The sequence below is a fragment of the Candidatus Nitrososphaera gargensis Ga9.2 genome (assembly GCF_000303155.1).
GTDB lineage: Archaea > Thermoproteota > Nitrososphaeria > Nitrososphaerales > Nitrososphaeraceae > Nitrososphaera > Nitrososphaera gargensis.
Genome location: NC_018719.1, coordinates 943,510 through 965,012, shown reverse-complemented (window position 1 = coordinate 965,012; position 21,503 = coordinate 943,510). Strand labels below are relative to the sequence as shown.

Genomic DNA, 21,503 nt, shown 5'->3' with positions numbered 1-21,503 from the left:
GCTAGGTTATTTTATCATCACGATACTCGCTCAAGCGAAGAAGCCGGATTCATAGGGTTCCGTGCGACCTTTCTGCCAACCAGCTGGTCGCCGTCAAGGTACCAGTGCTGTAGATCTGGGAACAGCGGCAGGTGCAATTCCTGCTTGGTGTCCTTGTCAATGTAGCCTGCTACTACGGTATTGTTGTACGTCCTCACCATCTTGTGCGCGGCGGTAGGGACAATGACGTTAAAGTCGGCAAGTGTGCTGTTTGCCATAAGCTCAGGTATGGCACCAAGCGCATCGCTTGCGTTTGCATTGTCGAGTAACACCTTCTGTTCGCTATCCAGCCACTTTTCGTCAAAGCGGAGCGTTAACAGCATAACGGCCGCCTGCTGCATCGCCGCGCCAAAGTTCTCCTGCGAAGACTCGACGCCTACTATAAAGCCGTTCCAGATGCCGACGTCGCCGGCAGTGTGGTTGCGCGTAAGTATCATTGCCCTACCCTCAATTCTTTTGCCCTCAACGTCGAAACTGTACTGCACACTATGGGCAGGCATCATTTCAGTAGAGTTGTTATTTTCATACGATAGCGCATAAACCATCTGCTCGGATTCTACGCGGTACAAGTGCAGGTTCTTCCTAAGTACAGGCAGGACCTCGCTTGCGAAATACTGATCCGGAGTTTTCATGTCTGAAATAATCAGAGGGGCATTTCCAAGCGACATTTCCCTTACCTTCTCCGCAGATATTGAGCCAGAACAAAGCTGCTGCTCAGAGTCGCAGAGCGAATCGTTTGGAAGCAGATGCAGCGGCATGAAAGGCTGGAAAACGTAGACGAGTGTGTTTTCGCTGTCCCTTGCAAAAAAGACAAAGCCTGTCATTGACTTGTATGGTCTGATTATCTGCAGGTCTGCGCTCCAGGCCTCCGGGATAAACGCCGTTGCGGCATTTTCTTTCTGGTCCACCCATCTTGCAAACTGGCTGTCCTTTGGGGCTTGCGCTTCTATCTTACCCGTATATTTTGTGCCGTTGAGAGTCAATTCGTAGCCATAGTTCGCTTCAGTCGAGTTTGTCTGGACCAAGAATATTGACGACCTGTTCACGTTCTCTAGCAGCCTAAAGGTAACCTTGTTCTCCTCGACGACTGTTGCATTCCACCAATCAGAGGAAGTCACCTTTTTCATCGGCACCGACGATGTAAGGGTCAGCTCTGCGTCAGTGGCAGAGGTCGTCCAGTTGGCCGGCAGATATATCACCGTCCGCTTGCCTATCTGGGCGCTAGCAAATGCTGGCTCTGGTTCTGGTTCTTGCGCGTAGACGGGGCTGTACAGCAGCAAGAGGAAGAGCACACAAGCTAGCCAGCTGTAACGGATCAAAACAGTCAGCGATATAGCTTGCACAGCAATTGCATTTAACAATTAACTTTGATCAATCTTCTGGATGACTGTTCTACGACCACATTTCGAAATTGATAAAAAATTTTGCAGACTATCAGAGTCAGTGACAGGAGAGACTCAACTGCGTGCCAGAAGGACGAGGATAAAGATTCTCAGGGCAATAGCCGATCGGAACGGCGTAGCCGGCTTTTCTGACATCAAGGTTTCTACCGGCCTTTCTACCGGCTCGATCTACTACCACCTTGAGCGCATGGGAAACTATGTCACAAAAGACTCGAAGCACTACATGATAACCGAGGAAGGCTTGCAGTTTTTGCGCGAAGCAGATCCAAAGTATTCTGGCTTGGCCCCGCCCAAAAAAGAAGAGCAGGTACAGCAGCCAGAAGATTCAAGTAGATCTGAAGAAATGGTTAGACAGACGCGTCATGGAATGCGCCAGTATTATGTCGTTGCGGGCATCATAATGGCATCAATATTTGCATTTGCAGCGGCTGCTGGCGTGCTTGGTGGCTGGCAGGTTCTAGCAGTCTTTGCTGGTGTAAACACAGGCGTCGCTGCATCCGTGATAATTGCTGTTGCGCTTTTGGTGTCATTTGTGATGCTTGGCAGGCGCGCATACCCGATCATTGGATATAGGGGTACGGTAGTCTCTGCGCTGGCCCTAGGGATCGTGTTTGCAAGCGTGCTGGCGATGTTTTCTAGCCCCCAGTTCACAGGAGCTGCGCCGGCCCAGTCTTTTGACAATTCAATGGATGCACTGCGATCGTCATACTCAATGCACTGGCAGATCAGGTAGATGCGGAACCTGCCTGCTTGCCAGAAAGAGCCCCTTGACGTTTTTGGCCGGCGGCTGATGAGCTGTTGCAGAGCTTGCAACTGGAAGCTGCTGAGCTGCTGCGGTCTTGGGTTCTTCTGCCAGTAGTTCTTGACTTTTCTCTATTGACTTTGGAAGAAGCTGCGAGTTGGCCGCCTTTACAAGCTGTATCATCTCAAGACACCTTTTCCGGACAGTCACGGTACTCACGTCTGCCGCTATCGCTATCCTGAGCTGCGTCGTGTACTCACTTGTCTCTATCGTTGCAAGGTAAAGCGAGGCGGCAGCAAGGGAGACAGGGTTCTTGCCCGAAAGCATTGCGTTGTCGCCAACAAGTGCTAGTATTTCAAGCGCCTTTCTCACTGTCTTTTCAGACAGGCGCGCCTTGTCTGCAATTCTCGATATGCTGTTTGAAGGCATAGGCAATGGTACATGGATCTTCATCTCGCGCAGCAGGAACTTGTAATAGTAGGAGATGTTCTTCCTGTCGGCGTTGCCGATCACTTCCTGTATTTCATGTATCGAGCGAGGAGTACCGGTATCCTTGCAGGCAATATATATCGTCGCTGCGACGATGCCTGTTATTGATCGCCCTTTGATAAGCTCCTTTTCAAGGGCCTTGCGGTAAATGTAAGCGGCGCGCTCTGCAACCGGTGTGCCGATGCCGAGGATCTCGGTTATCCTACGGATCTCCCTCATAGCCTTGTTGAGGTTCTTTGTCTTTGAGTTGTTTGACACGGTAATTTTATTGAGCCTCCGGAGCCTGTCGATCTCAGTGTATCCTTGGATCTGCTTGCCGTTTGCGTCGATATTCTTGTTATCGATAAAGCTTGAAAGCCCCATATCATACATCATGAGCGACGCCGGCTCACCTGTCCGGTACCGCTTATCCATCTCTTCCAGTGTGAATGCACGCCGCTCTGCAGCCAGCTCCAAGTTCTCGCGCGCTACTACGCCGCAACTGCTGCACACTTCTTCCCCAGTGTCCGGATCGGAGATGAGCTGGCCGCTGCAAACTACGCAGAGGTCGAGGCTGTCTGGCTCTTGCCTAGCTAACATAGGGACAGACAACAATAGGTGACTTTAAAGGCCTGTGCAAAAGGATTTTAGAAATATCAAAAATATCAAAATATAGTTACATGTAAATGATTTGTTGTTTTAGAATTTTGTACAGTGCAGCTCTTAGTTCAGGCTTAAATACATCCTTTTTACTTTTTGGCATCCTTATTGTTGTTGTACCTGAATTTGTCAAGCTTGATCAATTGGTGATACGATCCAAATTGCGATGCGTCTGCGCTATCAAGCGCCGATTCCTGATCATCTTCCTTTTCGTCTGAAAATACCTTCAGTACCCTGTACGTGGTAGAGCGTTGGACCGGTGTCCTGCCGGCAGACCTTATCAGCTGCCTTATCTCTTTTGGCTTCATCAGCTGGCCGTGTTGCGCGCCTGCCGCAGTAGAGATACTCTCGTTTATCAGCGTGCCCCCAAAATCGTTCGCGCCGGCCGCAAGCAGCAGCTGCGACATCCTTGCGCCTTCCTTGACCCAAGACACCTGTATGTTTGGTATGTGGTTGTTCAGCATTATCCTTGCCACAGCGTGCATCTTGATCACTTCGTTGCCGTCTGCACCTGCTCGGATGTTCGGCACTGTGCCGTGGCTATACATCGGCGCTTCAGTATGGACAAAGCTGAGCGGCACAAATTCGGTAAAGCCATGGGTCTCTTTCTGGATCTCACGCAAGAGCGCAATGTGCTCTGCCTTGTGGCGCGATGTTTCCACGTGGCCATACATTATGGTCGAAGTCGTCGGTATCCCAAGCGTATGGGCCTGTTTGATGACCGCCACCCAGTCCTGCACAGATATCCTGCCCGGCGAAATGATATCGCGCAGGCTCTGGTCTAGGATTTCAGCTGCCGTCCCTGGTAGGCTTCCAACGCCGGCTTCCTTCAATGCTTTCAGGTACTCTGGCACCGGCGTCTCAGACCTTATCGCGCCGTACATCACTTCTTCCGGTGAAAAAGCGTGGATGTGCATGTCCGGCAGTTCTTTCTTGACCGCCCTGCAAATGTCGGCATAGAGGTTGCCGTCCATCTTTGGCGGAAGGCCGGCCTGAATGCACACTTCAGTTGCGCCAAGGCCCGCTGCTTCCTTTGCCCTCCTCACTATCTCCTCTGTGGGCAAAAAGTAACCCTCCTCTTCCCTAAAGTCCCTGCTGAAAGCGCAAAAGCCGCATTGCTTGATACAGACGTTTGTAAAGTTGATGTTCCTGTTGATCACGTAGGTGACATCGTCGCCCACAGTCCTCCTGCGGAGCTCGTCTGCTACCATCACTGCAAGGTTCATTTCAAGGCCTGTCGAGTCAAAGAGCGCGACTGCCTCGTCGACTGAAATGTCCTTGCCGCTCAGCGCCCGCTCAAGCGCAGCTGCGACCACAGGGTCGGCCCTTTTCAAAAGAGAGTCAAGCATTGACATAATAATCCTCCCTTACAAGTCCCGAGCTGTCGGCTATCAAGCTTATCTGCTGCAAAAGCCGCCCCGATGTAATAAATCCACCTTTAAGGAACTCGGGGTACACTGGAAGTCGCGCCCTCAGTCTGTGCCCCTTGCCCTCAGTCACTTTCTGCACTGACTCGATCGACGGCCACGGGAACTCGGGGTTAACGTGGTCAATTGTGACCGGCGATATGCCGCCCCAGTCATTGATGCCGGCGTCGATATAGCGGCCAAAGATATCAGGGTTGAGATTTGGTGGCACCTGCACATTCATGCCAGGCATGACTATGCGCGCTATTGCAACTGCGCGAATAAAGTATTCTGACGGTGCCGGCGGGAATTGTGCCATGCCAGTCTCTGGCTTCGGGGCAAAGTTCTGCATTATCACTTCCTGTATGTGGCCGTATTTTTCGTGCAGCTGCCGTATCACAAACAGCGAGTCGACCAGCTCTTCCTGTGTTTCTCCAATTCCCACAAGAAGGCCGGTCGTCATTGGTATTCTGAGCTCACCTGCGCTTTCAAGCGTCTTTATCCTCACCTTGGGGTTCTTGCTTGGCGCGTTCTCGTGCGGCATGCCCTTTCCCATCAGCCTCTCGCTTGATGTCTCGAGCATGACCCCGAGGCTCACGTTAGTGTCCTTTAGCATCGACATTTCTTTTTTTGTCATGCTGCCGGCGTTTGTGTGTGGAAGCAGGCCGGTCTTTTCAAGCACAAGCTCGCTCATTTCCCGAATATATTCAATGGTCGATGAATGCCCAAGGGAGCGGAGCCACGCACTCGCCTGCCTGTACTTTTGTTCTGGCCGCTCGCCTGTGACAAAGAGCGCTTCTGTGCACCTGAACTTTTTGCCGGCCTCTGCCACCGCAAGAACCTGTTGTGGGCCCATCATGGAGAGCAGAGGATCACTCGGCGCTTTCTTGTACGTGCAATAGGTGCACGTGTCCCTGCAAAGGTTAACCAGATTGATGAACACTTTTCTTGAATACGTGACTGCGCCTGGTTTTGTCCTATCCCGTATCCTGCCAGCCATCGCGACCAGCATGTCCGTGTCGCACTCGGTCATCAGCTGGTGCGCTTGCGGCTTTGTTACCCCGGATTCTACGGCCCGGTTGAGCATCTCGGCTATAGCAGGATTTGTGAGCAAGTATGATAATGTATGGAAGGCGACCCATTACTAATAAACGATTTTACTAGGACTAGGGTGATTCTTGCTGGCTAGGTCTTGCAGCCAGTACCGCAGTGACGTTCATCTCTCGGCCATCGCGAAGGATGGTCAGCTTTAGCTCGTCACCGACTTCCTTGTCCCTCTGCAAGTAGACCAAGATATCGTCTATCTTCCTTACAGTCCTGTCGTCAATGCTGATAATTACATCACCTCCCAGCATGACTGGCACGCCGTCTATTACCACTTCCTGATTGCCTCCCCTTATGCCGGCTTGTTCCGCAGGGCTGCCGGCGACAACTTCCATCACCAGAAAGCCGCGTGGCTCTTCAAGGTTCAGGCGGTCGGCTATGCCCGGCGTCATGTCCCTGCCAGACACTCCAAGCCACGGGTGCTTGAACGATCCGGTGGTGATAAGCGATGGCACGACCTTGGTCATTGTATCAGATGGGATTGCAAAGCCTACGCCGGCGAACTGGCCGGTGGTCGAAAATATGGCAGAGTTGATGCCTATCACTTCACCCCTCATGTTGAGCAACGGGCCGCCCGAGTTGCCTGGGTTGATAGGAGCATCTGTCTGGATAACGTCAGGTATAGAGAAACCGCCAGCTTCCTGCGTCGGTATCAGCCGGCCGACTCCACTGACGATGCCGGCACTCATGGACCCTGAAAGCCCAAAGGGGTTGCCAATTGCAGCCACCTGCTCGCCGACCCTTATGTTGGACGAGTTGCCAAGTGGCAGCGGTACCAGTTTTTCCCTCGGCACGTCTTCCACATAGAGGACTGCAAGGTCGGTGAATGGGTCTGAGCCTATCAGTGTGGCCCTGTATACCGTGCCGTCAAGGAATGTCACGTCCAGCCTGCCTCCACCGTTTACGACATGGTAGTTGGTAATGATGTGCCCGTTGGTGTCATAGACAAATCCCGAGCCCAGTCGCGAGTCAAGAGGGTTGGTCTCGTCGCTGTCCGTTATCTGCACGACAGACTTTTCCACCTTGGCAAACAGGTCTGGCAGGCTCAGCTCTGAGCTTGAAGCCTGCACTGTGCTTACCTGTCCGATCTGAAATGCGCTATCATCTAGGTCGGCCCTTCCTTTTCCATTCTCGCTTACCTGTACAAAATCTTTGATAATCGGCACGCCACCATCTCCAAAATCAAGATCTATAAACTGCGAATAAACAAAAAATATTGCGACAGCAGCAACAACGATTGATGCAGCCAGAATCGCCTTGTTCAATCCTATAGAAATATCACTCCAACATCTAATAACGTTTTGCCTGAATGAAAAATCACGAGCGTTGCACGCTTCTTCTTGCTACATCCTGACGTAGGGCGTGCTCAGCTCAACCCGCGGCTCTTCGAGGAACTCTACTATGCGTGTATAGTACAGCAAGAATTCTCTTCCCTTATCGGTCGTCCTGTACACCACTCCGTTTTGCGAAGTGTCCTGCGCGATCAGGTTTTTCTCAATCAGCTCGCTCAGATAAAGATGAACCTGCTCGTAGCTGAGGTTTGCCTTGTACATGATGTGTGTCTTTTTTATTCCCGACGTAGCGAGCTCCAGCACGTCGCCCATGATCTGGATTTTTCCCCTGTTGTTTTTGCGTTCTGACATCATATTTCTCTGCACCTATAACAGGCACCATGATAGATTAGGTGCGTGGCGTTTCAGGCGCTTGGAACGGCCGTTCCACCGATTTGTACTACAGAATCTTAGTGTATCGGATGCTGATTTTCGCTTACAGTATATTGCCTGTCGCGCCAGCTCACTGTGCCTCCATTTCCGGCGTCGACTATTGCTGACAGAAAGCCAAATGATACCAGAGCGCCGCCCAGCGGCGAGGCAAGGGCGTACAGTGGGCTTTCAAACACTCCAAGCTTGCACTGGACAGCTGTTGCTACAAATATCAATGCAATTGCTGCTAGCTGGATGCCAAGCAGGAGCTGGAAAGAAATGTTATTGATATTGTTGGCAGAGGCGGCAGCTGCAGCAGGCAAGTATGGCAAAAGCGCGAATGGCGCAAACAGGATAAAGAAAACAGCTATGACCATTAAGTAAGCGCCTGACCTGTTCTGGTAGTAGATCGGCATCATGAGACGGCGCAGGCCATCCCACAGCGTCTGCAGGTCGCGCGCCCACACAGCCTTTATCTGACTCTCGCCTCTGACCATTTTCATCCTGAACTTGTGCTCCTTGACCTTGCCGCCGAGGGCGCCGTCTTCTACTAGCTCTTGCCTAACTCCCTTGTGCGTGCCGACAGCCTCGTAGGTGCTCCGCGTAATCACAAAAAAGCTGCCGAAGAAATAGCCTGTCTTGGTGTTCGGGTCGTTTACGCGCAGGGGTGAAAAGCGCGTATGCAGAAAGGTCTCAAGGGCAGGGAGTGTTATCTTTGTCCAGAAATCGTTGCAGATAAGCAGTGGTATGGCCGTCAGAGCATCAAGGTTCTGCGATACCAGCTGCCCGATTGCAAGCGACATTGTAGAGGGCGAGTGCTCGGTGTCAGCATCGGTGAACAGCAGTACTTCGCCTTTTGCCCGCAGGTATCCCTCGTAGCAGGCCCAATTCTTGCCGGCCCACCCATCCGGCTTGGGTGGCGCGTTGACATGTACCACCCTAGAGTCCTTGGCAGCATACTCTTGCATTATTTCGCCTGTCCTGTCGGTGGACGAATCGTTGATCGCGATTATCTCAAAATTAGGATAATCCTGCGCAAGCAGGCTGTCAAGGCAGCGTGCAATATAGCGCTCCTCGTTTCTGGCAGGCAGGATAACGCTGACCTTGGGCGAGTGGGTTGTGCCCGAGCGGTCGAATGACTCCAAGGTCGGAGCCTTCTTGAACGACTTGGTCATGTATGCAAGAAAGTATACCCACATGCCAAAGATGCCGGCCATAATCGCGGTAATCACAAGGTTGGCGACTGTGAAGGCAAGCTCCATTGCGTTATATACCTACCAAGAGATAGGCTATTTATTCGACTGCTTTTGCAATCCTTTCCAAGGCTTCCTCAGTCCCTTCCGCGATGTGCTTTTTCACCATGCCGGTGAACATTCCAAGGAAACCTGCAAGCTTGATGTCCCAGACAACGTCGATCCTTGTGCCGTTTCCGCTTGTTGGAGAAAGCGTAACCACCTTGGTGCCCTTGAGCGGGCCTTCTGTTATCGTTATCCCTACCGACTTTTTCGGGTCAAGCACCACGGTCTGGCGGCATTTAGAGTCCTTGAAAGCAATCGTGACTTCGCGTTCTATAGTGTTCCCGCTCTTGCTAATGTTTTTCACGGTCTTGGTGCCGTGCCAGTACTGGGGTTCATTGTCGACATCTGCGACAATATTCCACACCTTGTCCAGCGGCGCAGACACCTCCCGGCTTGCGTTGATGGTTACCATCGCCTTGCTTTTACCTGTATGCGGTATATTTGCCAATCTCGCAATCTGTTAGTTTATATTAGGACAGCCTAATTAGGCTGTCCTAACTATGAGAATACACAGCCTAGCATCAATAATCATGGCTGCAATTTTAGTAACGTCCATCGCGGCGGCTGCAGTAGCAGTAGTACCTGCATTCGCCCAAGAACAGCAAGCCGAGTCAAAGGGCGATTCATGGAACACAATCAACACCTTGCTTGGAGAAGTTGAAAAGCTGACAGGCAAGAATGCAACAGCCACACAAACCGCATTGGAAAAGTTGGAGCAGGCAAAGGCCAAGTATGAACAGGTCTTTGCACACGAAGCCGAAGAGCATGCTCCAGAAACAGCACAGCTTATAGAAACTGCCTATGCAAATATGCAAGCGGCTGTCGAATCCAGCACCGTTCTTGAGGTCACCCTAAACAAGCAATATGCAGACAAGCTCATCTACAAGATCGCTTTCATAAAGATAGAAGAAGAGCTTCTTGAAGAGAAAGTGGAAGAGGCTGCAGAATGGTTCACAGTCATGACCAAGAAGTTCAAGTACGATCAGACACCGTCTGAAGCGTCAGAGGCCATGGCCGAGCTGGAAGCAGATCCTTCCAAGATTGCCAAACTTTCGCCGGTAATTCTTGACGACCTGCGCGCCACGTTCCTTCTCAAGGTAAAGGAGGAGATAACCGAAGCAATAGAGGCTCAGAGCAAGCAGCCACCCGACAATGCGAATGCCCAAAAGTTTGCAATAGAGGGAATTGCCTACTATTACACAATACAACCAGATGTCAGGAAGAAGCTTGGTGCAGAGCAGGAAGCTACGCTCTTCCACGAGCTTGAAGAGTTCTCTGAATACGCACAAGACGGCAACTTGATCAAGATGCAGGAAGAAGCTGAAGAGATCAATACGCTGCTCCTTGCCTATGAAGGAAAAGAGACGACGGGAATCGGCGCTGCCATATCCAGAATGATTGATCTGCTACAGCTGGTAACGATAGAATACTCTGCAGCAGTCAGCAACGGCCAGATTATCGATCAGGAAGAGTATGACGAAACAGTCCTGTTCCTCTCACAGGCCACTGAAACCTTCAACCAGAACAAGGCAGAGCTGATGGAGATAGCCGAGCACGAGACTCAAGAAGTCGAAGCCGATCTCGCAAACCTGAAGACTATGGTAGAAGGCTTGGAAGACCCAACAGAGGTTGCAGACACTGTTGCGCATGCGCAGCATGAGCTTGAAGAAATCTTGGGTGCCACAGGAGGGACAGTAGAGGAAAAGGGAGGATGGGAATACATCGATACTGTCAAGTTATTGCTTGACGAGGTAGTGGTAGAATACAAGGCAGGAAATTATGAGCAGGCAAGGACTCTAGCAAGAAATGAAGCATATCTGAACAATTATGAGTTCATTGAACCAGACATTGCAGAGGACAACCCGGAGCTGATGGTAAAGATCGAGCTTGCCATACGCGAAGAGCTTGTAAAGATGATAGATGACAGAAGGCCGGCAGCTGAAATCGAGGCACATGTAGAGGAGATCAAGACAGACCTCGAAGTGGCAAGGGCAGTAGTCACACCCGAGTTCCCGCTTGCAGTTATAGTTCTTGCATCGGTTGCTGTAACTATCCTAGCCGGAACGCTCTACACTAGAAGGACGCGAGTCCTCCCTTCCTTCTAACTCCTTCTACCTTTTCTTTCTTTTTTAGCAGCCTTTAGTTTTACCTGTCTGCGCGCTTTTGTAGTACGTCTTTTCACCGCCCCTGTTCTGCCTTTTCTTCTAGAAATTCTTGGTTTTGGCAGTTCCTTTGCCACAACCTGTGCCGTGTCCTGTGCGACCTCGGCAGTCTCCCTTACTATGTCAGTAGTATCAGCAACAGTCTTGTTCACGTCTCTTGCTGCATCTCTGATTTCTACTGTGGTGTCACGCGCAGCAATGGCTGCTTCGCGTGCCGCGTTGGCTATCTCCTCAACGGCACCGCTCTCCCTAAACACTTTCACGATATCTCTTGCGGCAGAGGCTGCTTCGCGGACGCTCCTTGCCGTTTCTTTGACAGCTTCGGCAGCTTTCTCGGCAGTGAGCATTTCATTGGCCTTTACAGGCCGACTTCTTGGCATGTACTGTATTGGCTATTATTATATAAAAAAGAAATTCATAGTCCTTTTTCTTAACGCATGCTTATTCTAGCAGTCTCGTGCGGCCTGAGCTTGTCCCAGAATGCGCCAAGCGTTATGCCAAGCAATCCCCAGAACATGCTTATGGTGAATGCACTAGCGATCCTAAAACTGATGACAAGATCCATTGGCGCGCTTATTGGGTCTGGGTTTGGCGGCATTGCAAAATACGTTCCGGCCATTATGACAGCATAGATTGCAGGGATGAGCGCCTTCTTTGCCTTCATAGTAGCGCCCAATCTTCGGTAGAGAAACGCAAGCCCTAGTGCACTAAATCCAGATATTGCAAGGAACGCAAGGTAAAGGCCCTGTCTGTAGAGGATTGTGTCTGGGTCTCCTACCGCAGGCGGGTTTGCAGGGTACTTTAGAGCAGGTATCAGGAACAGGGTAAACCACATGATGCCGGCGATAACAAGCGCCTTCTTTTTGTTGCTAGAGCCGGGAACCGAGCCACGTCCGTAGGCAAACACTATTCCAAAGAGCGAGCCCAAAGACAGCCCGAGGATCGTCCCGGCGGCAACTTCACCTCCCCTTTGCCAGAACCGGTAAGCCGCAAACTCAATCGGGTTGATTATTTCGCCATTCTGAGCAGCGTTCTGCATTTCAAGCTCGATTGCGCGCTCGATGTACGGCTCGACAACAACCTGATTGACGGCTCCGAGGATCGTCCCGGCGATCGCTCCTGAAATGAGGGTGATGGCGATAAAAGTAATAGTTTTCATAAAAGATCGAAAAAGTTAGTGGCACGGAATTCCTGCTGCATGCCTCATATCGTGGTAGAATTCATGGGCCCAGTTTGTTCCCGGTTGGCCTCCGCTCCCGTCTGCCGGCACGGTAAAGCCAAAAACTTCGCCTTGGTCAAATCCTACCATAAAGACTCCAAATGCAAGCACTCCAAGCAGAATGCCAACTGCCATCTTGGGTACGCCTGCAGATGTTTTTGTGATCTGATTGCTTCTTTGGGACATTCCATCTCGGATACTGGTGGGTGTTATATAAAGAATCGGATGGTTTATCCAACCTGCGCAGAATAAATAAATGCGCCGGCCAACTCGTACTGCGCAATGCACATGTACATAAGGGCGCTTGAAAAAGTTGCCAGCAGGTACGCTCCAAGCAGGGCGCTTTCTTTTGACGTGGTGCACGTGCTGGCAGCGCTCCAGCTGATCAAAACAAATGGCAGGACAAGCAGGGACACGCTCTCCAACAACCTAGCGCTTGGCGAAGGAACTGTCAAGACGCTTGTAAAGCACCTAAAGATGCATGCGCTTGTGCAGACTTCAAACGGCGGTACGAAAATGACTGCCAAAGGAGAGAGCATATGTGAAGGCCTGCTCTCGGCTATGCCGTCAGAGCTGAGCCTGCCCAAGTGTTCTGTTGCCCTTGGCAGGTTTAACTATGCGGTGCTTGTCAGAGAATTTGGATTTGCAGTCAGGTCTGGCATAGAGCAGCGCGACGCGGCAATAAAGATGGGCGCGACAGGTGCCACTACCCTCATTTTCAAAGAGGGCAAGTTCGTGATGCCTGCAAGCACACATGACTCGCTCAAAAAAGAGCCGCAGGTGCGCAGGATGCTGGTCGAAAAATTAAGGCCCAAGGAGGGCGACGTGGTCATAATAGGCAGCGCAGACAGCAGCGAAAAAACGGCCGAGCTGGCGGCCAAGAACGCGGCGCTATTGACGATATTCAGTCACGAGAAACACCATCATCACTGAACTTCTGTCCGCGTGCCGTCCTTGTTGAAGATGTAGACCTTGCCGGTCTGCTCGTCCAGAGTCTTGTTGTGCGAGCCGTCACAGAACGGCTCGTTGCTGCTCAATCCGCACATGCATTCCACTTTGTCTCGCTTCCAACCTTGACCTGTATTGGACCTCTATCTTCCTTTCTAACTAATCTTACCATGCGGACAGCTATACTAAGGCAGTTAAATAAACTAGGTAGTAATTCCGCACTGACTTGGTTTTTTAGCGCTGACTAGGTTGTGACTGCGTCTGGGTGAAGGTCCCTTCTGTGCACCTCCATTTCGTCAATGTTGTTGAATTTCTTGCCGCACACGTCGCATTTTTTTCTGCTGCGCCGGCCGTAAAAGTAGTCGGCAATCCTTATCAGGTAAATGCTAAAGCCCCACATCAATAACCAATACGCGTCATTTCTTTAATAGTTAACCATACTTTTTTCAAACCTTATATCGTGTGTAGTATATAACAGTAATTGTTGAAGTTTACAAAAATACTTGTGTGCGTGGATGGCTCCGAGTCTTCGGCAAAAGCTGCTGATTATGCCATAGAGATTGCAAAAAACCACGGCGCCCAGATGATCGCACTCAATGTCGTCGTGTCGCAGCTAGGCTATGCATACTCTTCCGGCGCGTTCGGGCTTGTCACTCCAAGCACAATAAACGACCTCTTGGCAAAAGCAAAGCAGGAGGCCAGAAAGTGGTTTGACGAAATCGAAAGAAAGGCTGCAGAGCAAGGCGTCAAAGTAAAGACAGAGATTGTTGCAAGCCCCACCTCTGTGGTGCCAGCGATAGTGGACTATGCAGAAAAGAACAAGGTAGACCTTATTGTGACAGGGACAAAGGGTCGATCAGGCTTTACCAAGCTGCTGCTAGGCAGCGTCGCATCAGGCGTGGTGACCTACGCCACCTGTCCCGTGATGGTAGTGAAATGATCAATCCTGTCGTGTTCAAGTGCTATCTCTGTGAGGCGATGTTCAGATCAGACGATGAGCTTTCTGTCTACGTTGCGTCAAAGCGCTAAGCTACTACCTCCTACTTTATCACGCGCCTTCCCTTTATCCGATCATGTGTGCTAGGCTCGGCGTTGTCTGGCACAGGTACCGAGGGATTGCTCACCTTCCGTGTCGGCTTGGGCATCTCGTCAAGCTCAAGTTCCTTGGCCTGCTCGACATCAAGCGGCTCTTCGATCTCTTTCTTGTGGCTCATGGAAATCCTAGCCTTGTATGCACTAAAAACGTTCACGAAATGGCAATGCCAGCCAACCAGCATGTCATATCATGTAACGATAAAAAAGCATAGTGTGTCATATGCGGCATGGGTCAGCAAGATTATTCTGCTTATTCAGAGCAGCGCGCGCAAGAAAGGCTGCAAATGATCGACACCCTGAAAGCGCCGATCATCCAGATGGGACGAGATCTTGGGTACGAAGTGATAGAAAACCACGACCTTGGTGCCGGGCCGGTACACGTGGCTTGGGTCTTCAAGCCGGGCTCCGAGTCTCTGCCAGATATGCGCCTAGGCTTCATATGCCTTACAGAGTTCTCTCATTCTTCAATAAACGAGGGGATTGCAAGGGCGATGCTGAATCTGATTGATAAGCTCGTCTTTGTGGTGCCTACCGAGACTATGACTAGCCAAGTCAAGGAAGCAATAGAGTCAATGCCTGACAAGAGCATACTGCAGCTGCGCAAGTACGTCACCGTCCTCACGCCTTCGACTCTGGTGTCAAAGACAGGTGTGCAGGGGGCGCGCGAGCGCGACAGTGTGCAGACAGGGGAGGCAGTGTAAAGAAATGGCGCAAAACTTGGAAAGGCTTATTGACGCCGGCGAAGGGAAGGGCTTTGAAGTAGAGCATGACGTTGACTATGGAGCAGGCCCGATTGACGTTGTCTGGAACATCAACGTCCACCCCGCGTTGCCGAACATAAAATGCGGCTTTGTCCGGCTGGAAGCCGAAGAGGGCGGGAGTCAGGACACAGAAGACAACCAGCTGTCGCTCCGCAAGATAGAGGAGGCTGCGGTGCGCGGCTTGAGAAGCGGCCTTGACAAGGTCTACTTGGTCGCAGAAAACGAGGAGATGGCAAGGTCCGTCAGCGGCAAGATAGAATGGCTTGCTTCCCACGGGAGCCTGCTGAGGCTTGATGCGGTCTCGCTTGGCCTTGCGCCAAACCAAATCGAGTCGGCTGTAATAACGCCAAGCCAAAAGAGGGTGCCGGAAGGCGAAAAGATAAGGAAGAGGGCGATGCGCGAGCGCGAAGCCAAGATTGAAAAATACAGCAGGCCTAAGGGAGAGAGGAGAAAGAGAGAGAGTCCGCTCAAGAAGGCCCTCAGGGAAGAAAGGATTGACAGGAACAACAGGCCGAGAGATCAAAAGCCAAAGAGAGCCTGAATGCCGGAAGTATTTTCGCCAGCTATAAAATACCATGAAATCCATTGTGAGGACAATCGCGTGCGAAAAGGGCAGTAAGCAGGGTAAGACCTGTGAAGTGCTGCTAGTAGTGCGCGGGAACCCCTCGTAGGGTAGGCGGGAGGAACCGTGCCTGCTCTCGCGGGCGCGGGGATCCCCCAAACCTACAGGGAATAAATGAATTTTACTGTTTTTATTTTATGTTGAGCAGAATTTGTGCATGTCAGAAGAGACACCCATATCCGGCCCAAGCTCAAGCAGTAGGTTTGTCTGCAAGGTCTGCGGCAATACTTTTGATCGCCGCGACGTGCTTAATGAGCACATTGCAGAGGCACATCACCAGAAAAGGACGGTCACGGTAAATGACATCGTTAACGGCGTGTTTGAAGGCAAGATCAATCTACCCAAGACTAAAGCCGAGATAGTACAATACGTCGAAGAAAACAAGGACAAGCCCGCTGTCACGCCTGAAGTGATACAAGTCGTCAAAAACATGCCCGATAAGCAGTACTTTGATGAAGCGGACTTAGCGTATGGCATAGAACAGGGCATCCGCTAGGTGTGTCGTTTATATCAAATGGCGCGCCTATACCCATTATTCATGGCTATGAGAGACCTGAAGGAAGAGTCGCCGTACAAGTGCAGCCTGTGCGATCATGTGTTTCCAAACAGACAGGAATTTGAGCATCACCAGAACAGCGTTCATAGAGACCAACAATCAATCTGAAGATTATTCTACACGCTTTATCATTAATGATGTGCCCACGGTATTTGCATGAGCGACTACTTGAAAAAACGCGAAAAGCTGGAGAGCAAAGGACAGCAAGACGATGAAGACTTGAGCAAGGGGGCAGAGTCTGAAAGGGAGCGCAGCACGAAAAGGCCGGGCACAGGGGCGTGACTGTATATATATGTCAACAACAGATCGCAACTATACTAACGTAGAACAATCAGGTGTTAATGCTAGAACAGAGCGTGTCGGTGACACTACTGGCGAGCCGCCTACCAACGAAGCAGTTGACAGGGACAAAGCGTCAAAGCTTGCAAATCTTTTGGAGGGCCTAGCGTTTCCTGCCACAAAGGAAAAGATATTGAGTCACCTTAACCAGAGGTCGCCGGCCATGGGCAACAGGATCAACGATGTGCTTGAAGCAGCAAGGAACAACCTTGATGACGGCACGGAATATGACAGTGCTTATGATGTTGAAGTGGCAGCTGGTCTTGTTGTAGAAAGAAGAACCGGCAGCGAAAAGTCCTATGTACGTGACAGGGCGTTAAACAAGGCCAACCGCAGGCGCATTGGCGAGAGCAACAGGCCGGATCCCTATTCTGGACGCGAAAGTATTACGCCAGCTAATTCTAGGGACGTGTCTCCAAACACGCCCAGAGGGGAAGACGTGTGATATGATCATCATTTCTTTGGATATTTTCTGTCCCACTCTTCCAGCAGCCTTTTTGCATTCTCTGGTTCGAGCTTTTTGATGATAAAGTCGATCTTTTCCTCCGTCCTATCCTGTTCCTCCTTAGACTGTGGCGATCCTGCGTACAACAGAAACGAAAGGCCAGCGACCTGCCATATCAGCTGCAGGAATTCGGACTGCCAGTTCTCCATTGTATCCCGAAATGTCTTGTTAAAGTAGTCGCCTGCTTGCACTGGCTGATTGTGTGCATTTTGCTCATCAATATAGGCAAACCAGGCAAAAGTCCAGTGGGCAGAGATGCTGATCACAAAGAATCCGAGTGTGACCCAGAGATATCCGCGCTTTTTTATTCTGCCCATATAGAATCTGTTTGACAGCGCTGTCGATACCATATATGTCATCAGTAGGCAGACATCGTAATTAATGTCAGCTAGAAATTATCAGGGGTTCTTTTTACTAGCTAATACTCAAAGCTGGCGATCTTTTTTGTAAATTCTTAAATCAAATACTTGACCCAAAAGATCATATATGATATCAATAGACGACTGGCAGGCTCTGGTCAACAAGCCGGTTTTTACAAGCGACGGCAAAGATGTAGGAGTTGTTACGCAAATTCAGCCCGAAAAGCTGGTTGTGTCATATGGCCCGATAACTCCTGACAAATACTTGATACCAAAATCATCAGTAAAAGGCATCGAAAAGGGCGTGGTATATCTTAGCGAAAACGGCAGCTTCGTAGAGCGGAATTACAAGTATGAATAATAATGATGTAGCTGCCGCGGAAATCAGTCGGTCTTTAGGTCGCTCTTTAACCCAGCGAATTCCTTCACGCTGGTCATTTGTACGTCATCACTTCTTGTAATCAGCTTTGACAATGTCGGCTTGGCATCCTTTCCCAGCCGCACGGCTTCCTTGCCCCTCCTGAGAAAAGATATGGTCACATCATTGTCCGATAGCTTGCGGCCAAATTCTGTTGCGGTTTTCAGCTTGTCAAATAATCCTATTTCATCCTGCGGCGTCTTGAAGATATCGGGCTGTAAAAGATCAACTGCCAGTGTGCCATTGTCTATGGTTACTCTTACTACCGGCCTATTTTCAAAATCAATTGCAAGCATACCGCTTGATGCAGATTTCAGCGCTTTACTCAACCAGTCGTTTGGCTGGTCTTGGGGATCTATATGCAGGTGTCGTCTGCCGCCCAGCATGGCTCATGCAGCCGTTGAAACGGACGCCCTTTGGCCGGCTTCTTCCATCCGGTGCGCCTCAGCAGTTATTACTATCTTACCGTTGACCGTCCACTTTGCGCTGCCTATATCCTGTCCTCCTGGACCCTGTGCCCGCGGCATGTCTATAACAAGGTTGTCAAATGTATAAGTCACGGAAGCACCCTTGCCTGTCAATCTGTCAAAAAGTTGGCCGATTATTTCTGACCATTGTGAGGCTGATTGCTGGATATCTTGTTGGCTACTAGTAGCGTTTTTTTGACTCATTTGGCTTCAATGGGACAGCTTTACATTTAACTGGATACACAGTTAATTCCTGTCCATTTCTACAAAGAAAAATAAAAATAGAGAATTAATCCATCCTTTCCTTGACTTCTTCCTTTTTGTATTCCGCCTTTACATCGCTTCCGGCATCCCTAGCCTTGTTTTCTGCAGTCTTGGCGCCTGCTTTCATCTTGTCGCCTATCTTCTCCGCGCCTTTTTCAATGTCAGATGTCATTGCACGTAGACCACGCAATATAATATATAGCACATTGGGCAGTTTGACGGCTAATCAGATACTATTACAAGAAACTGAAAACTCGCTTTGGCAAGGGCGGCCTCTTTATCAGTACGCATGTGCAAAGTATGGCGTGCAAGCCATCAATCGTTACTTGCTGCCCGTACCAAAAGATGCGTTGCGAAAGATAGACAGAACGACATCGCCTGCCCACATCGGAAAGCTGAAAAATGCTATTGACTTTATAGTCGATACCGGCACGCCAGTGCTTGCCGCAGCTGACGGTATTGTCACGTTTGTCAGGGATGACTCGTATACTGGCGGCCCGAGCATCGAATATTGGCAGGACAGCAACTTTATAGTCATACAGCATGCAAACGGCGAATATTCCCGGTACGACCATCTCGCTCACAAGAGTGCAAAGGTATGGATCGGCCAGCTTGTAGGGGCAGGCGATATCATAGCACGCGTGGGGATGACAGGGTTTACGTATGTGCCCCATTTGCACTTTCAGGTCTTTGTCTTTACGGGCAGCAACATCTGGGTCAATTTTGAGACCTTGTCCGTGAATGATTTTTTGTAGTGCAACCGTTAATAGAAATAGTTTCCAGTCATTGAACATGACCAGCAGACCAACAACTGCCAATGCTTCGGCGCTGAAGCAAGATTATCAAGATTTTTTGCGCAAGGCGTCAACTCTTTTTCCAAAAGTTGATCAAAAGTTGCTCCTGAACATACTGCAACTTCAGACCACATATAGCGACTGGGAAGGGAGCGTTATGCTAAAGGTAGTATACCCTGCAGGCACCGACATGGACAAGAAAAAAGAATGGATATTTCAGAAATTCCAGCGCATGGCCTCTATCGAGGAGGACAAGACTCTCCGGTTCAAGGCAATCCACATTCATATCGAGGATCTGGACAGGCTCTTGAGCGAGGACCCCAACATAGAGTTCATTACCGGCTCGGCCACACTTGCCCCGACGGAAGCGTATTCTGCCTAGGACCGCCGCTTCTCTTCTGTCCTCATTGATTCCTGATAGCTTTTCGATGTGTCTTCAAAAGTCTTTACGGCATTGATGCTCATACGGGATAGTTCCCTCATGTTGTCCCTCGTGTATTGTATTGATGCCTTGGCCGCCTCCATATTCGCAAACACCATGTTGTTCGCCATCCTAGTCGCGGATATGGCATTATCAGAAAAGTTCCTTGCCATCCTTGCGTAAACTTCAGTCATCCTCCTTGGTGACATCCAGCCTGTCCAGTACATGCCGTACATGTTTTCAATGAAGGGAACCCACGACGACTGCATTGAATTAACGATCTCTTTCTGGGACTCTAGATAGTTGTCTGCAATGTCCCTTGCGGCATTGATGGTCTGCTCCTGATATTCGTTAAAGGACGCCGTGCGAGCAGATATGTCCCTCCTTGCCTCTTCAAGGGCCCTCTTGGTACTATCTCTTGCCTCATCAAGCGTCCTGCTCACAACTTCTTGGGCCTCGGCTTGGCGCGCCGCCGCTTCGTCCTTTCGCTCTTCTTTTCGTGATGCCATAAGAATGAGGAACGGGTATCCCACATAATGGTTAGCACTGCTGATTCTGGCAGCCGGCTCCATAAAGAAAAGATATTAATCTTTTTACAGTCCTATTAATGGACAATTAACAGGATAATAGGATAGTTGTTCGTGTCAGCCGCGCTGCAAAAGCTGCTAGGATTCTGGCGCAGGTATGAGAACCTCAACCTGAAGGTAGCGTTCGTGCTGATATTGCTCCAACTGATACACCTCTACTGGCTTACGGCCGACGTTGTTGTCAAGATGATAACGGGCAACAGCGCCCTTGGCTTGCAGATAAGTAGCCCGCTTTTACTGTTTTTCGTAGTCATAGACTACATCGAGATTCCAGCGCTGGCGGCTGGCGTGACCTACTATGCCCTCAGCATTTACAAGCACCAGAAGGGCTCGGACAAGAACGCGTTACTGTTGGCGATGCTGTCCGTGCAGGTCTTCCACATATTCTGGATAACTGATGAGGTAGTCTATGAAACATTCTTTGGGTCAGCCAGCGCCGTGGAGATCCCGTACTATGTCGCCTGGATAGCCATACTCATCGACTATCTAGAACTGCCTGTCATTGCAGACTTGTTTTACAGGACGATCGTAAAGGGCGAGCGCAGCTAGTCACTAGTCATCTCATAAATTTCTTGTTGAACAACAAAAGGTACATGCTCGTACTGCTGCTGACAATCCTGCTGATAATGGCCGGAGCCTTTGCTCAAACGCCAAGTGCAAACGACACAGGGCAACAGCCCACCGAAGAAAAGCAAGGAGGCGAGTACAGCGGTCTTGAAGAGACTGGAGAGCAGAACGAGGGGCTGCCTAGACAAGGGGCCGACCCGTCGCCTGATGCGCCAATAACTGGAGTTGAGCCGCAACAAGATCAGCCCACCGAAACTGCTGAAGTGGCCAAACCTGCCAGCCCGCTTGGAATACCGATGCTTGCCGGGATCGGCGCAGCTGTCGCCGCAGGCATAGTGGCTGCCGCATGGTATTTTAGAAAAAACAGGTCTAGCTGACGCTGGCAGTCCGTGCAGCCTGTTGTTGCTTTGAAGGCAGAAGCTATTTCCTTTGCCAGCAGTTTGATGAAACTCTCCTTGTCAGGGTTGGAACTTATGAGCACAATGTCTGTGAGCCCAAGCTGGACGTACTTGTCCAGCTTTTTATCGCTTCATCGGCGCTTGATGCTACAAGCGTCATTTTTTCCATCGTGTCTATACCACTACTTGCGCGCTCTC

At 50.4% G+C, this 21,503-nt stretch carries 34 protein-coding genes; 15 read left to right on the top strand and 19 right to left on the bottom strand.

Features of this window, described 5'->3' with window-relative positions; translation table 11 throughout:
- Positions 1 to 17: 17 nt before the first annotated feature.
- Positions 18 to 1,331, bottom strand: a complete 1,314-nt coding sequence (locus NGAR_RS05660) for a hypothetical protein (protein WP_148681042.1) — start codon at positions 1,329 to 1,331, stop codon at positions 18 to 20.
- Between the two features lie 151 nt (positions 1,332 to 1,482).
- On the opposite strand from NGAR_RS05660, the gene NGAR_RS05655 reads away from it, so the two are divergent.
- On the top strand, positions 1,483 to 2,175 hold the full coding sequence (locus NGAR_RS05655) for a DUF7347 domain-containing protein (protein WP_015018714.1): 693 nt from the start codon (positions 1,483 to 1,485) through the stop codon (positions 2,173 to 2,175).
- On the opposite strand, the gene NGAR_RS05650 is transcribed toward NGAR_RS05655, so the two are convergent.
- From NGAR_RS05650 to NGAR_RS05620, 7 genes are all read right to left on the bottom strand, one after another.
- On the bottom strand, positions 2,152 to 3,252 hold the full coding sequence (locus NGAR_RS05650) for a transcription initiation factor IIB (protein ID WP_015018713.1): 1,101 nt from the start codon (positions 3,250 to 3,252) through the stop codon (positions 2,152 to 2,154). The two genes, NGAR_RS05655 and NGAR_RS05650, sit on opposite strands and share 24 nt — an antisense overlap.
- A 149-nt stretch (positions 3,253 to 3,401) precedes the next feature.
- Positions 3,402 to 4,667 (bottom strand): 5-amino-6-(D-ribitylamino)uracil--L-tyrosine 4-hydroxyphenyl transferase CofH, encoded by a 1,266-nt coding sequence (gene cofH, locus NGAR_RS05645; protein ID WP_015018712.1) that lies wholly within the window; start codon positions 4,665 to 4,667, stop codon positions 3,402 to 3,404.
- Positions 4,654 to 5,832, bottom strand: a complete 1,179-nt coding sequence (gene cofG, locus NGAR_RS05640; protein WP_015018711.1) for a 7,8-didemethyl-8-hydroxy-5-deazariboflavin synthase CofG — start codon at positions 5,830 to 5,832, stop codon at positions 4,654 to 4,656. The genes cofH and cofG overlap by 14 nt, the downstream gene beginning before the upstream one ends.
- 52 nt (positions 5,833 to 5,884) lie before the next feature.
- Positions 5,885 to 7,087: a S1C family serine protease gene (locus NGAR_RS05635; RefSeq protein ID WP_015018710.1), complete on the bottom strand. Its 1,203-nt coding sequence runs from the start codon at positions 7,085 to 7,087 to the stop codon at positions 5,885 to 5,887.
- 78 nt (positions 7,088 to 7,165) lie between these two features.
- Positions 7,166 to 7,468: a winged helix-turn-helix domain-containing protein gene (locus NGAR_RS05630; protein ID WP_015018709.1), complete on the bottom strand. Its 303-nt coding sequence runs from the start codon at positions 7,466 to 7,468 to the stop codon at positions 7,166 to 7,168.
- Between the two features lie 95 nt (positions 7,469 to 7,563).
- Positions 7,564 to 8,787: a glycosyltransferase gene (locus tag NGAR_RS05625; RefSeq protein ID WP_015018708.1), complete on the bottom strand. Its 1,224-nt coding sequence runs from the start codon at positions 8,785 to 8,787 to the stop codon at positions 7,564 to 7,566.
- Between the two features lie 31 nt (positions 8,788 to 8,818).
- Positions 8,819 to 9,235: a type II toxin-antitoxin system RatA family toxin gene (locus NGAR_RS05620; protein WP_148681040.1), complete on the bottom strand. Its 417-nt coding sequence runs from the start codon at positions 9,233 to 9,235 to the stop codon at positions 8,819 to 8,821.
- An 88-nt stretch (positions 9,236 to 9,323) separates the two neighbouring features.
- On the opposite strand from NGAR_RS05620, the gene NGAR_RS18370 reads away from it, so the two are divergent.
- Positions 9,324 to 10,928: a hypothetical protein gene (locus NGAR_RS18370; RefSeq protein WP_015018706.1), complete on the top strand. Its 1,605-nt coding sequence runs from the start codon at positions 9,324 to 9,326 to the stop codon at positions 10,926 to 10,928.
- Here the strand turns inward: NGAR_RS18370 and NGAR_RS05610 are convergent.
- From NGAR_RS05610 to NGAR_RS05600, 3 genes are read right to left on the bottom strand one after another with little or no spacing between them, the layout of a single operon-like run.
- The gene (locus tag NGAR_RS05610; RefSeq protein ID WP_015018705.1) at positions 10,925 to 11,365 is read right to left on the bottom strand and encodes a hypothetical protein; all 441 of its coding nucleotides are present in this window, start codon (positions 11,363 to 11,365) and stop codon (positions 10,925 to 10,927) included. The genes NGAR_RS18370 and NGAR_RS05610 overlap by 4 nt on opposite strands.
- 50 nt (positions 11,366 to 11,415) lie before the next feature.
- Positions 11,416 to 12,144 (bottom strand): CbtA family protein, encoded by a 729-nt coding sequence (locus NGAR_RS05605; protein ID WP_015018704.1) that lies wholly within the window; start codon positions 12,142 to 12,144, stop codon positions 11,416 to 11,418.
- A 15-nt stretch (positions 12,145 to 12,159) separates the two neighbouring features.
- On the bottom strand, positions 12,160 to 12,390 hold the full coding sequence (locus NGAR_RS05600; protein WP_015018703.1) for a CbtB domain-containing protein: 231 nt from the start codon (positions 12,388 to 12,390) through the stop codon (positions 12,160 to 12,162).
- Between the two features lie 96 nt (positions 12,391 to 12,486).
- Here NGAR_RS05600 and NGAR_RS05595 point away from each other — a divergent pair, with 96 nt between their 5' ends.
- On the top strand, positions 12,487 to 13,137 hold the full coding sequence (locus NGAR_RS05595) for a DUF4443 domain-containing protein (protein WP_228369307.1): 651 nt from the start codon (positions 12,487 to 12,489) through the stop codon (positions 13,135 to 13,137).
- On the opposite strand, the gene NGAR_RS18365 is transcribed toward NGAR_RS05595, so the two are convergent.
- Positions 13,131 to 13,241, bottom strand: a complete 111-nt coding sequence (locus tag NGAR_RS18365) for a CDGSH iron-sulfur domain-containing protein (RefSeq protein WP_266190396.1) — start codon at positions 13,239 to 13,241, stop codon at positions 13,131 to 13,133. The genes NGAR_RS05595 and NGAR_RS18365 overlap by 7 nt on opposite strands.
- 155 nt (positions 13,242 to 13,396) lie before the next feature.
- Positions 13,397 to 13,552 carry a hypothetical protein gene (locus NGAR_RS17265; protein ID WP_015018701.1) on the bottom strand — a complete coding sequence of 52 codons (156 nt, stop codon included), beginning with the start codon at positions 13,550 to 13,552 and terminating at the stop codon, positions 13,397 to 13,399.
- Between the two features lie 84 nt (positions 13,553 to 13,636).
- Here NGAR_RS17265 and NGAR_RS05585 point away from each other — a divergent pair, with 84 nt between their 5' ends.
- Positions 13,637 to 14,092 (top strand): universal stress protein, encoded by a 456-nt coding sequence (locus NGAR_RS05585; RefSeq protein WP_015018700.1) that lies wholly within the window; start codon positions 13,637 to 13,639, stop codon positions 14,090 to 14,092.
- 100 nt (positions 14,093 to 14,192) lie between these two features.
- Here NGAR_RS05585 and NGAR_RS05580 read toward each other — a convergent pair whose 3' ends face one another.
- Positions 14,193 to 14,402, bottom strand: a complete 210-nt coding sequence (locus NGAR_RS05580; protein ID WP_148681038.1) for a hypothetical protein — start codon at positions 14,400 to 14,402, stop codon at positions 14,193 to 14,195.
- A gap of 72 nt (positions 14,403 to 14,474) precedes the next feature.
- On the opposite strand from NGAR_RS05580, the gene NGAR_RS05575 reads away from it, so the two are divergent.
- From NGAR_RS05575 to NGAR_RS05560, 6 genes are all read left to right on the top strand, one after another.
- Complete coding sequence (locus NGAR_RS05575) at positions 14,475 to 14,948, top strand: hypothetical protein (protein WP_015018698.1); 474 nt, start codon at positions 14,475 to 14,477, stop codon at positions 14,946 to 14,948.
- Positions 14,949 to 14,952: 4 nt separating this feature from the next.
- On the top strand, positions 14,953 to 15,549 hold the full coding sequence (locus tag NGAR_RS05570) for a hypothetical protein (protein WP_015018697.1): 597 nt from the start codon (positions 14,953 to 14,955) through the stop codon (positions 15,547 to 15,549).
- 238 nt (positions 15,550 to 15,787) lie between these two features.
- Positions 15,788 to 16,126 (top strand): DUF2795 domain-containing protein, encoded by a 339-nt coding sequence (locus tag NGAR_RS05565; protein ID WP_015018696.1) that lies wholly within the window; start codon positions 15,788 to 15,790, stop codon positions 16,124 to 16,126.
- Between the two features lie 42 nt (positions 16,127 to 16,168).
- Positions 16,169 to 16,294, top strand: a complete 126-nt coding sequence (locus tag NGAR_RS18745; RefSeq protein WP_266190395.1) for a hypothetical protein — start codon at positions 16,169 to 16,171, stop codon at positions 16,292 to 16,294.
- Positions 16,295 to 16,342: 48 nt separating this feature from the next.
- The gene (locus tag NGAR_RS18740) at positions 16,343 to 16,468 is read left to right on the top strand and encodes a hypothetical protein (protein ID WP_266190394.1); all 126 of its coding nucleotides are present in this window, start codon (positions 16,343 to 16,345) and stop codon (positions 16,466 to 16,468) included.
- A 10-nt stretch (positions 16,469 to 16,478) separates the two neighbouring features.
- Complete coding sequence (locus NGAR_RS05560; protein WP_015018695.1) at positions 16,479 to 16,970, top strand: hypothetical protein; 492 nt, start codon at positions 16,479 to 16,481, stop codon at positions 16,968 to 16,970.
- A gap of 8 nt (positions 16,971 to 16,978) precedes the next feature.
- Here NGAR_RS05560 and NGAR_RS05555 read toward each other — a convergent pair whose 3' ends face one another.
- Entirely contained in the window at positions 16,979 to 17,380 is a 402-nt protein-coding gene (locus NGAR_RS05555; RefSeq protein ID WP_228369305.1) for a DUF6766 family protein, read from the bottom strand.
- Between the two features lie 136 nt (positions 17,381 to 17,516).
- On the opposite strand from NGAR_RS05555, the gene NGAR_RS05550 reads away from it, so the two are divergent.
- Positions 17,517 to 17,750: a hypothetical protein gene (locus NGAR_RS05550; protein ID WP_015018693.1), complete on the top strand. Its 234-nt coding sequence runs from the start codon at positions 17,517 to 17,519 to the stop codon at positions 17,748 to 17,750.
- Between the two features lie 23 nt (positions 17,751 to 17,773).
- Here NGAR_RS05550 and NGAR_RS05545 read toward each other — a convergent pair whose 3' ends face one another.
- From NGAR_RS05545 to NGAR_RS17260, 3 genes are all read right to left on the bottom strand, one after another.
- Positions 17,774 to 18,193, bottom strand: coding sequence for a hypothetical protein (locus NGAR_RS05545; RefSeq protein ID WP_015018692.1), 420 nt, complete (start codon positions 18,191 to 18,193; stop codon positions 17,774 to 17,776).
- 3 nt (positions 18,194 to 18,196) lie between these two features.
- The gene (locus NGAR_RS05540) at positions 18,197 to 18,478 is read right to left on the bottom strand and encodes a hypothetical protein (protein ID WP_015018691.1); all 282 of its coding nucleotides are present in this window, start codon (positions 18,476 to 18,478) and stop codon (positions 18,197 to 18,199) included.
- A gap of 85 nt (positions 18,479 to 18,563) precedes the next feature.
- Complete coding sequence (locus NGAR_RS17260) at positions 18,564 to 18,710, bottom strand: hypothetical protein (RefSeq protein ID WP_187147686.1); 147 nt, start codon at positions 18,708 to 18,710, stop codon at positions 18,564 to 18,566.
- Positions 18,711 to 18,888: 178 nt separating this feature from the next.
- Here NGAR_RS17260 and NGAR_RS05535 point away from each other — a divergent pair, with 178 nt between their 5' ends.
- Together NGAR_RS05535 and NGAR_RS05530 are read left to right on the top strand one after the other, a co-directional pair.
- Positions 18,889 to 19,293 (top strand): M23 family metallopeptidase, encoded by a 405-nt coding sequence (locus NGAR_RS05535; RefSeq protein ID WP_187147685.1) that lies wholly within the window; start codon positions 18,889 to 18,891, stop codon positions 19,291 to 19,293.
- 37 nt (positions 19,294 to 19,330) lie between these two features.
- The gene (locus NGAR_RS05530; protein ID WP_148681036.1) at positions 19,331 to 19,714 is read left to right on the top strand and encodes a hypothetical protein; all 384 of its coding nucleotides are present in this window, start codon (positions 19,331 to 19,333) and stop codon (positions 19,712 to 19,714) included.
- Here NGAR_RS05530 and NGAR_RS05525 read toward each other — a convergent pair.
- Positions 19,711 to 20,286: a hypothetical protein gene (locus NGAR_RS05525; RefSeq protein WP_015018688.1), complete on the bottom strand. Its 576-nt coding sequence runs from the start codon at positions 20,284 to 20,286 to the stop codon at positions 19,711 to 19,713. The two genes, NGAR_RS05530 and NGAR_RS05525, sit on opposite strands and share 4 nt — an antisense overlap.
- A 102-nt stretch (positions 20,287 to 20,388) precedes the next feature.
- Here NGAR_RS05525 and NGAR_RS05520 point away from each other — a divergent pair, with 102 nt between their 5' ends.
- Complete coding sequence (locus tag NGAR_RS05520; RefSeq protein WP_015018687.1) at positions 20,389 to 20,889, top strand: hypothetical protein; 501 nt, start codon at positions 20,389 to 20,391, stop codon at positions 20,887 to 20,889.
- A gap of 26 nt (positions 20,890 to 20,915) precedes the next feature.
- Entirely contained in the window at positions 20,916 to 21,284 is a 369-nt protein-coding gene (locus NGAR_RS05515; protein ID WP_015018686.1) for a hypothetical protein, read from the top strand.
- Positions 21,285 to 21,503 lie beyond the last annotated feature (219 nt).

Excerpts from the sequence above, each read along its gene's own strand:
- NGAR_RS05610 (WP_015018705.1), bottom strand. The coding sequence starts at position 11,365 with ATGCCAAGAAGTCGGCCTGTAAAGGCCAATGAAATGCTCACTGCCGAG.
- NGAR_RS18745 (WP_266190395.1), top strand. The coding sequence starts at position 16,169 with ATGGCTATGAGAGACCTGAAGGAAGAGTCGCCGTACAAGTGCAGCCTG.
- NGAR_RS05595 (WP_228369307.1), top strand. The coding sequence starts at position 12,487 with ATGCACATGTACATAAGGGCGCTTGAAAAAGTTGCCAGCAGGTACGCT.
- NGAR_RS05630 (WP_015018709.1), bottom strand. The coding sequence starts at position 7,468 with ATGATGTCAGAACGCAAAAACAACAGGGGAAAAATCCAGATCATGGGC.
- NGAR_RS05600 (WP_015018703.1), bottom strand. The coding sequence starts at position 12,390 with ATGTCCCAAAGAAGCAATCAGATCACAAAAACATCTGCAGGCGTACCC.
- NGAR_RS05620 (WP_148681040.1), bottom strand. The coding sequence starts at position 9,235 with ATGGTAACCATCAACGCAAGCCGGGAGGTGTCTGCGCCGCTGGACAAG.
- NGAR_RS05650 (WP_015018713.1), bottom strand. The coding sequence starts at position 3,252 with ATGTTAGCTAGGCAAGAGCCAGACAGCCTCGACCTCTGCGTAGTTTGC.
- NGAR_RS05545 (WP_015018692.1), bottom strand. The coding sequence starts at position 18,193 with ATGCTGGGCGGCAGACGACACCTGCATATAGATCCCCAAGACCAGCCA.
- NGAR_RS18740 (WP_266190394.1), top strand. The coding sequence starts at position 16,343 with ATGAGCGACTACTTGAAAAAACGCGAAAAGCTGGAGAGCAAAGGACAG.
- NGAR_RS05540 (WP_015018691.1), bottom strand. The coding sequence starts at position 18,478 with ATGAGTCAAAAAAACGCTACTAGTAGCCAACAAGATATCCAGCAATCA.
- NGAR_RS05530 (WP_148681036.1), top strand. The coding sequence starts at position 19,331 with ATGACCAGCAGACCAACAACTGCCAATGCTTCGGCGCTGAAGCAAGAT.
- NGAR_RS05555 (WP_228369305.1), bottom strand. The coding sequence starts at position 17,380 with ATGGTATCGACAGCGCTGTCAAACAGATTCTATATGGGCAGAATAAAA.
- NGAR_RS17265 (WP_015018701.1), bottom strand. The coding sequence starts at position 13,552 with ATGTGGGGCTTTAGCATTTACCTGATAAGGATTGCCGACTACTTTTAC.
- NGAR_RS17260 (WP_187147686.1), bottom strand. The coding sequence starts at position 18,710 with ATGACATCTGACATTGAAAAAGGCGCGGAGAAGATAGGCGACAAGATG.
- NGAR_RS05575 (WP_015018698.1), top strand. The coding sequence starts at position 14,475 with ATGGGTCAGCAAGATTATTCTGCTTATTCAGAGCAGCGCGCGCAAGAA.
- NGAR_RS05565 (WP_015018696.1), top strand. The coding sequence starts at position 15,788 with ATGTCAGAAGAGACACCCATATCCGGCCCAAGCTCAAGCAGTAGGTTT.
- NGAR_RS05570 (WP_015018697.1), top strand. The coding sequence starts at position 14,953 with ATGGCGCAAAACTTGGAAAGGCTTATTGACGCCGGCGAAGGGAAGGGC.
- NGAR_RS05605 (WP_015018704.1), bottom strand. The coding sequence starts at position 12,144 with ATGAAAACTATTACTTTTATCGCCATCACCCTCATTTCAGGAGCGATC.
- cofH (WP_015018712.1), bottom strand. The coding sequence starts at position 4,667 with ATGTCAATGCTTGACTCTCTTTTGAAAAGGGCCGACCCTGTGGTCGCA.
- NGAR_RS18370 (WP_015018706.1), top strand. The coding sequence starts at position 9,324 with ATGAGAATACACAGCCTAGCATCAATAATCATGGCTGCAATTTTAGTA.
- NGAR_RS05550 (WP_015018693.1), top strand. The coding sequence starts at position 17,517 with ATGATATCAATAGACGACTGGCAGGCTCTGGTCAACAAGCCGGTTTTT.
- NGAR_RS05560 (WP_015018695.1), top strand. The coding sequence starts at position 16,479 with ATGTCAACAACAGATCGCAACTATACTAACGTAGAACAATCAGGTGTT.
- NGAR_RS05625 (WP_015018708.1), bottom strand. The coding sequence starts at position 8,787 with ATGGAGCTTGCCTTCACAGTCGCCAACCTTGTGATTACCGCGATTATG.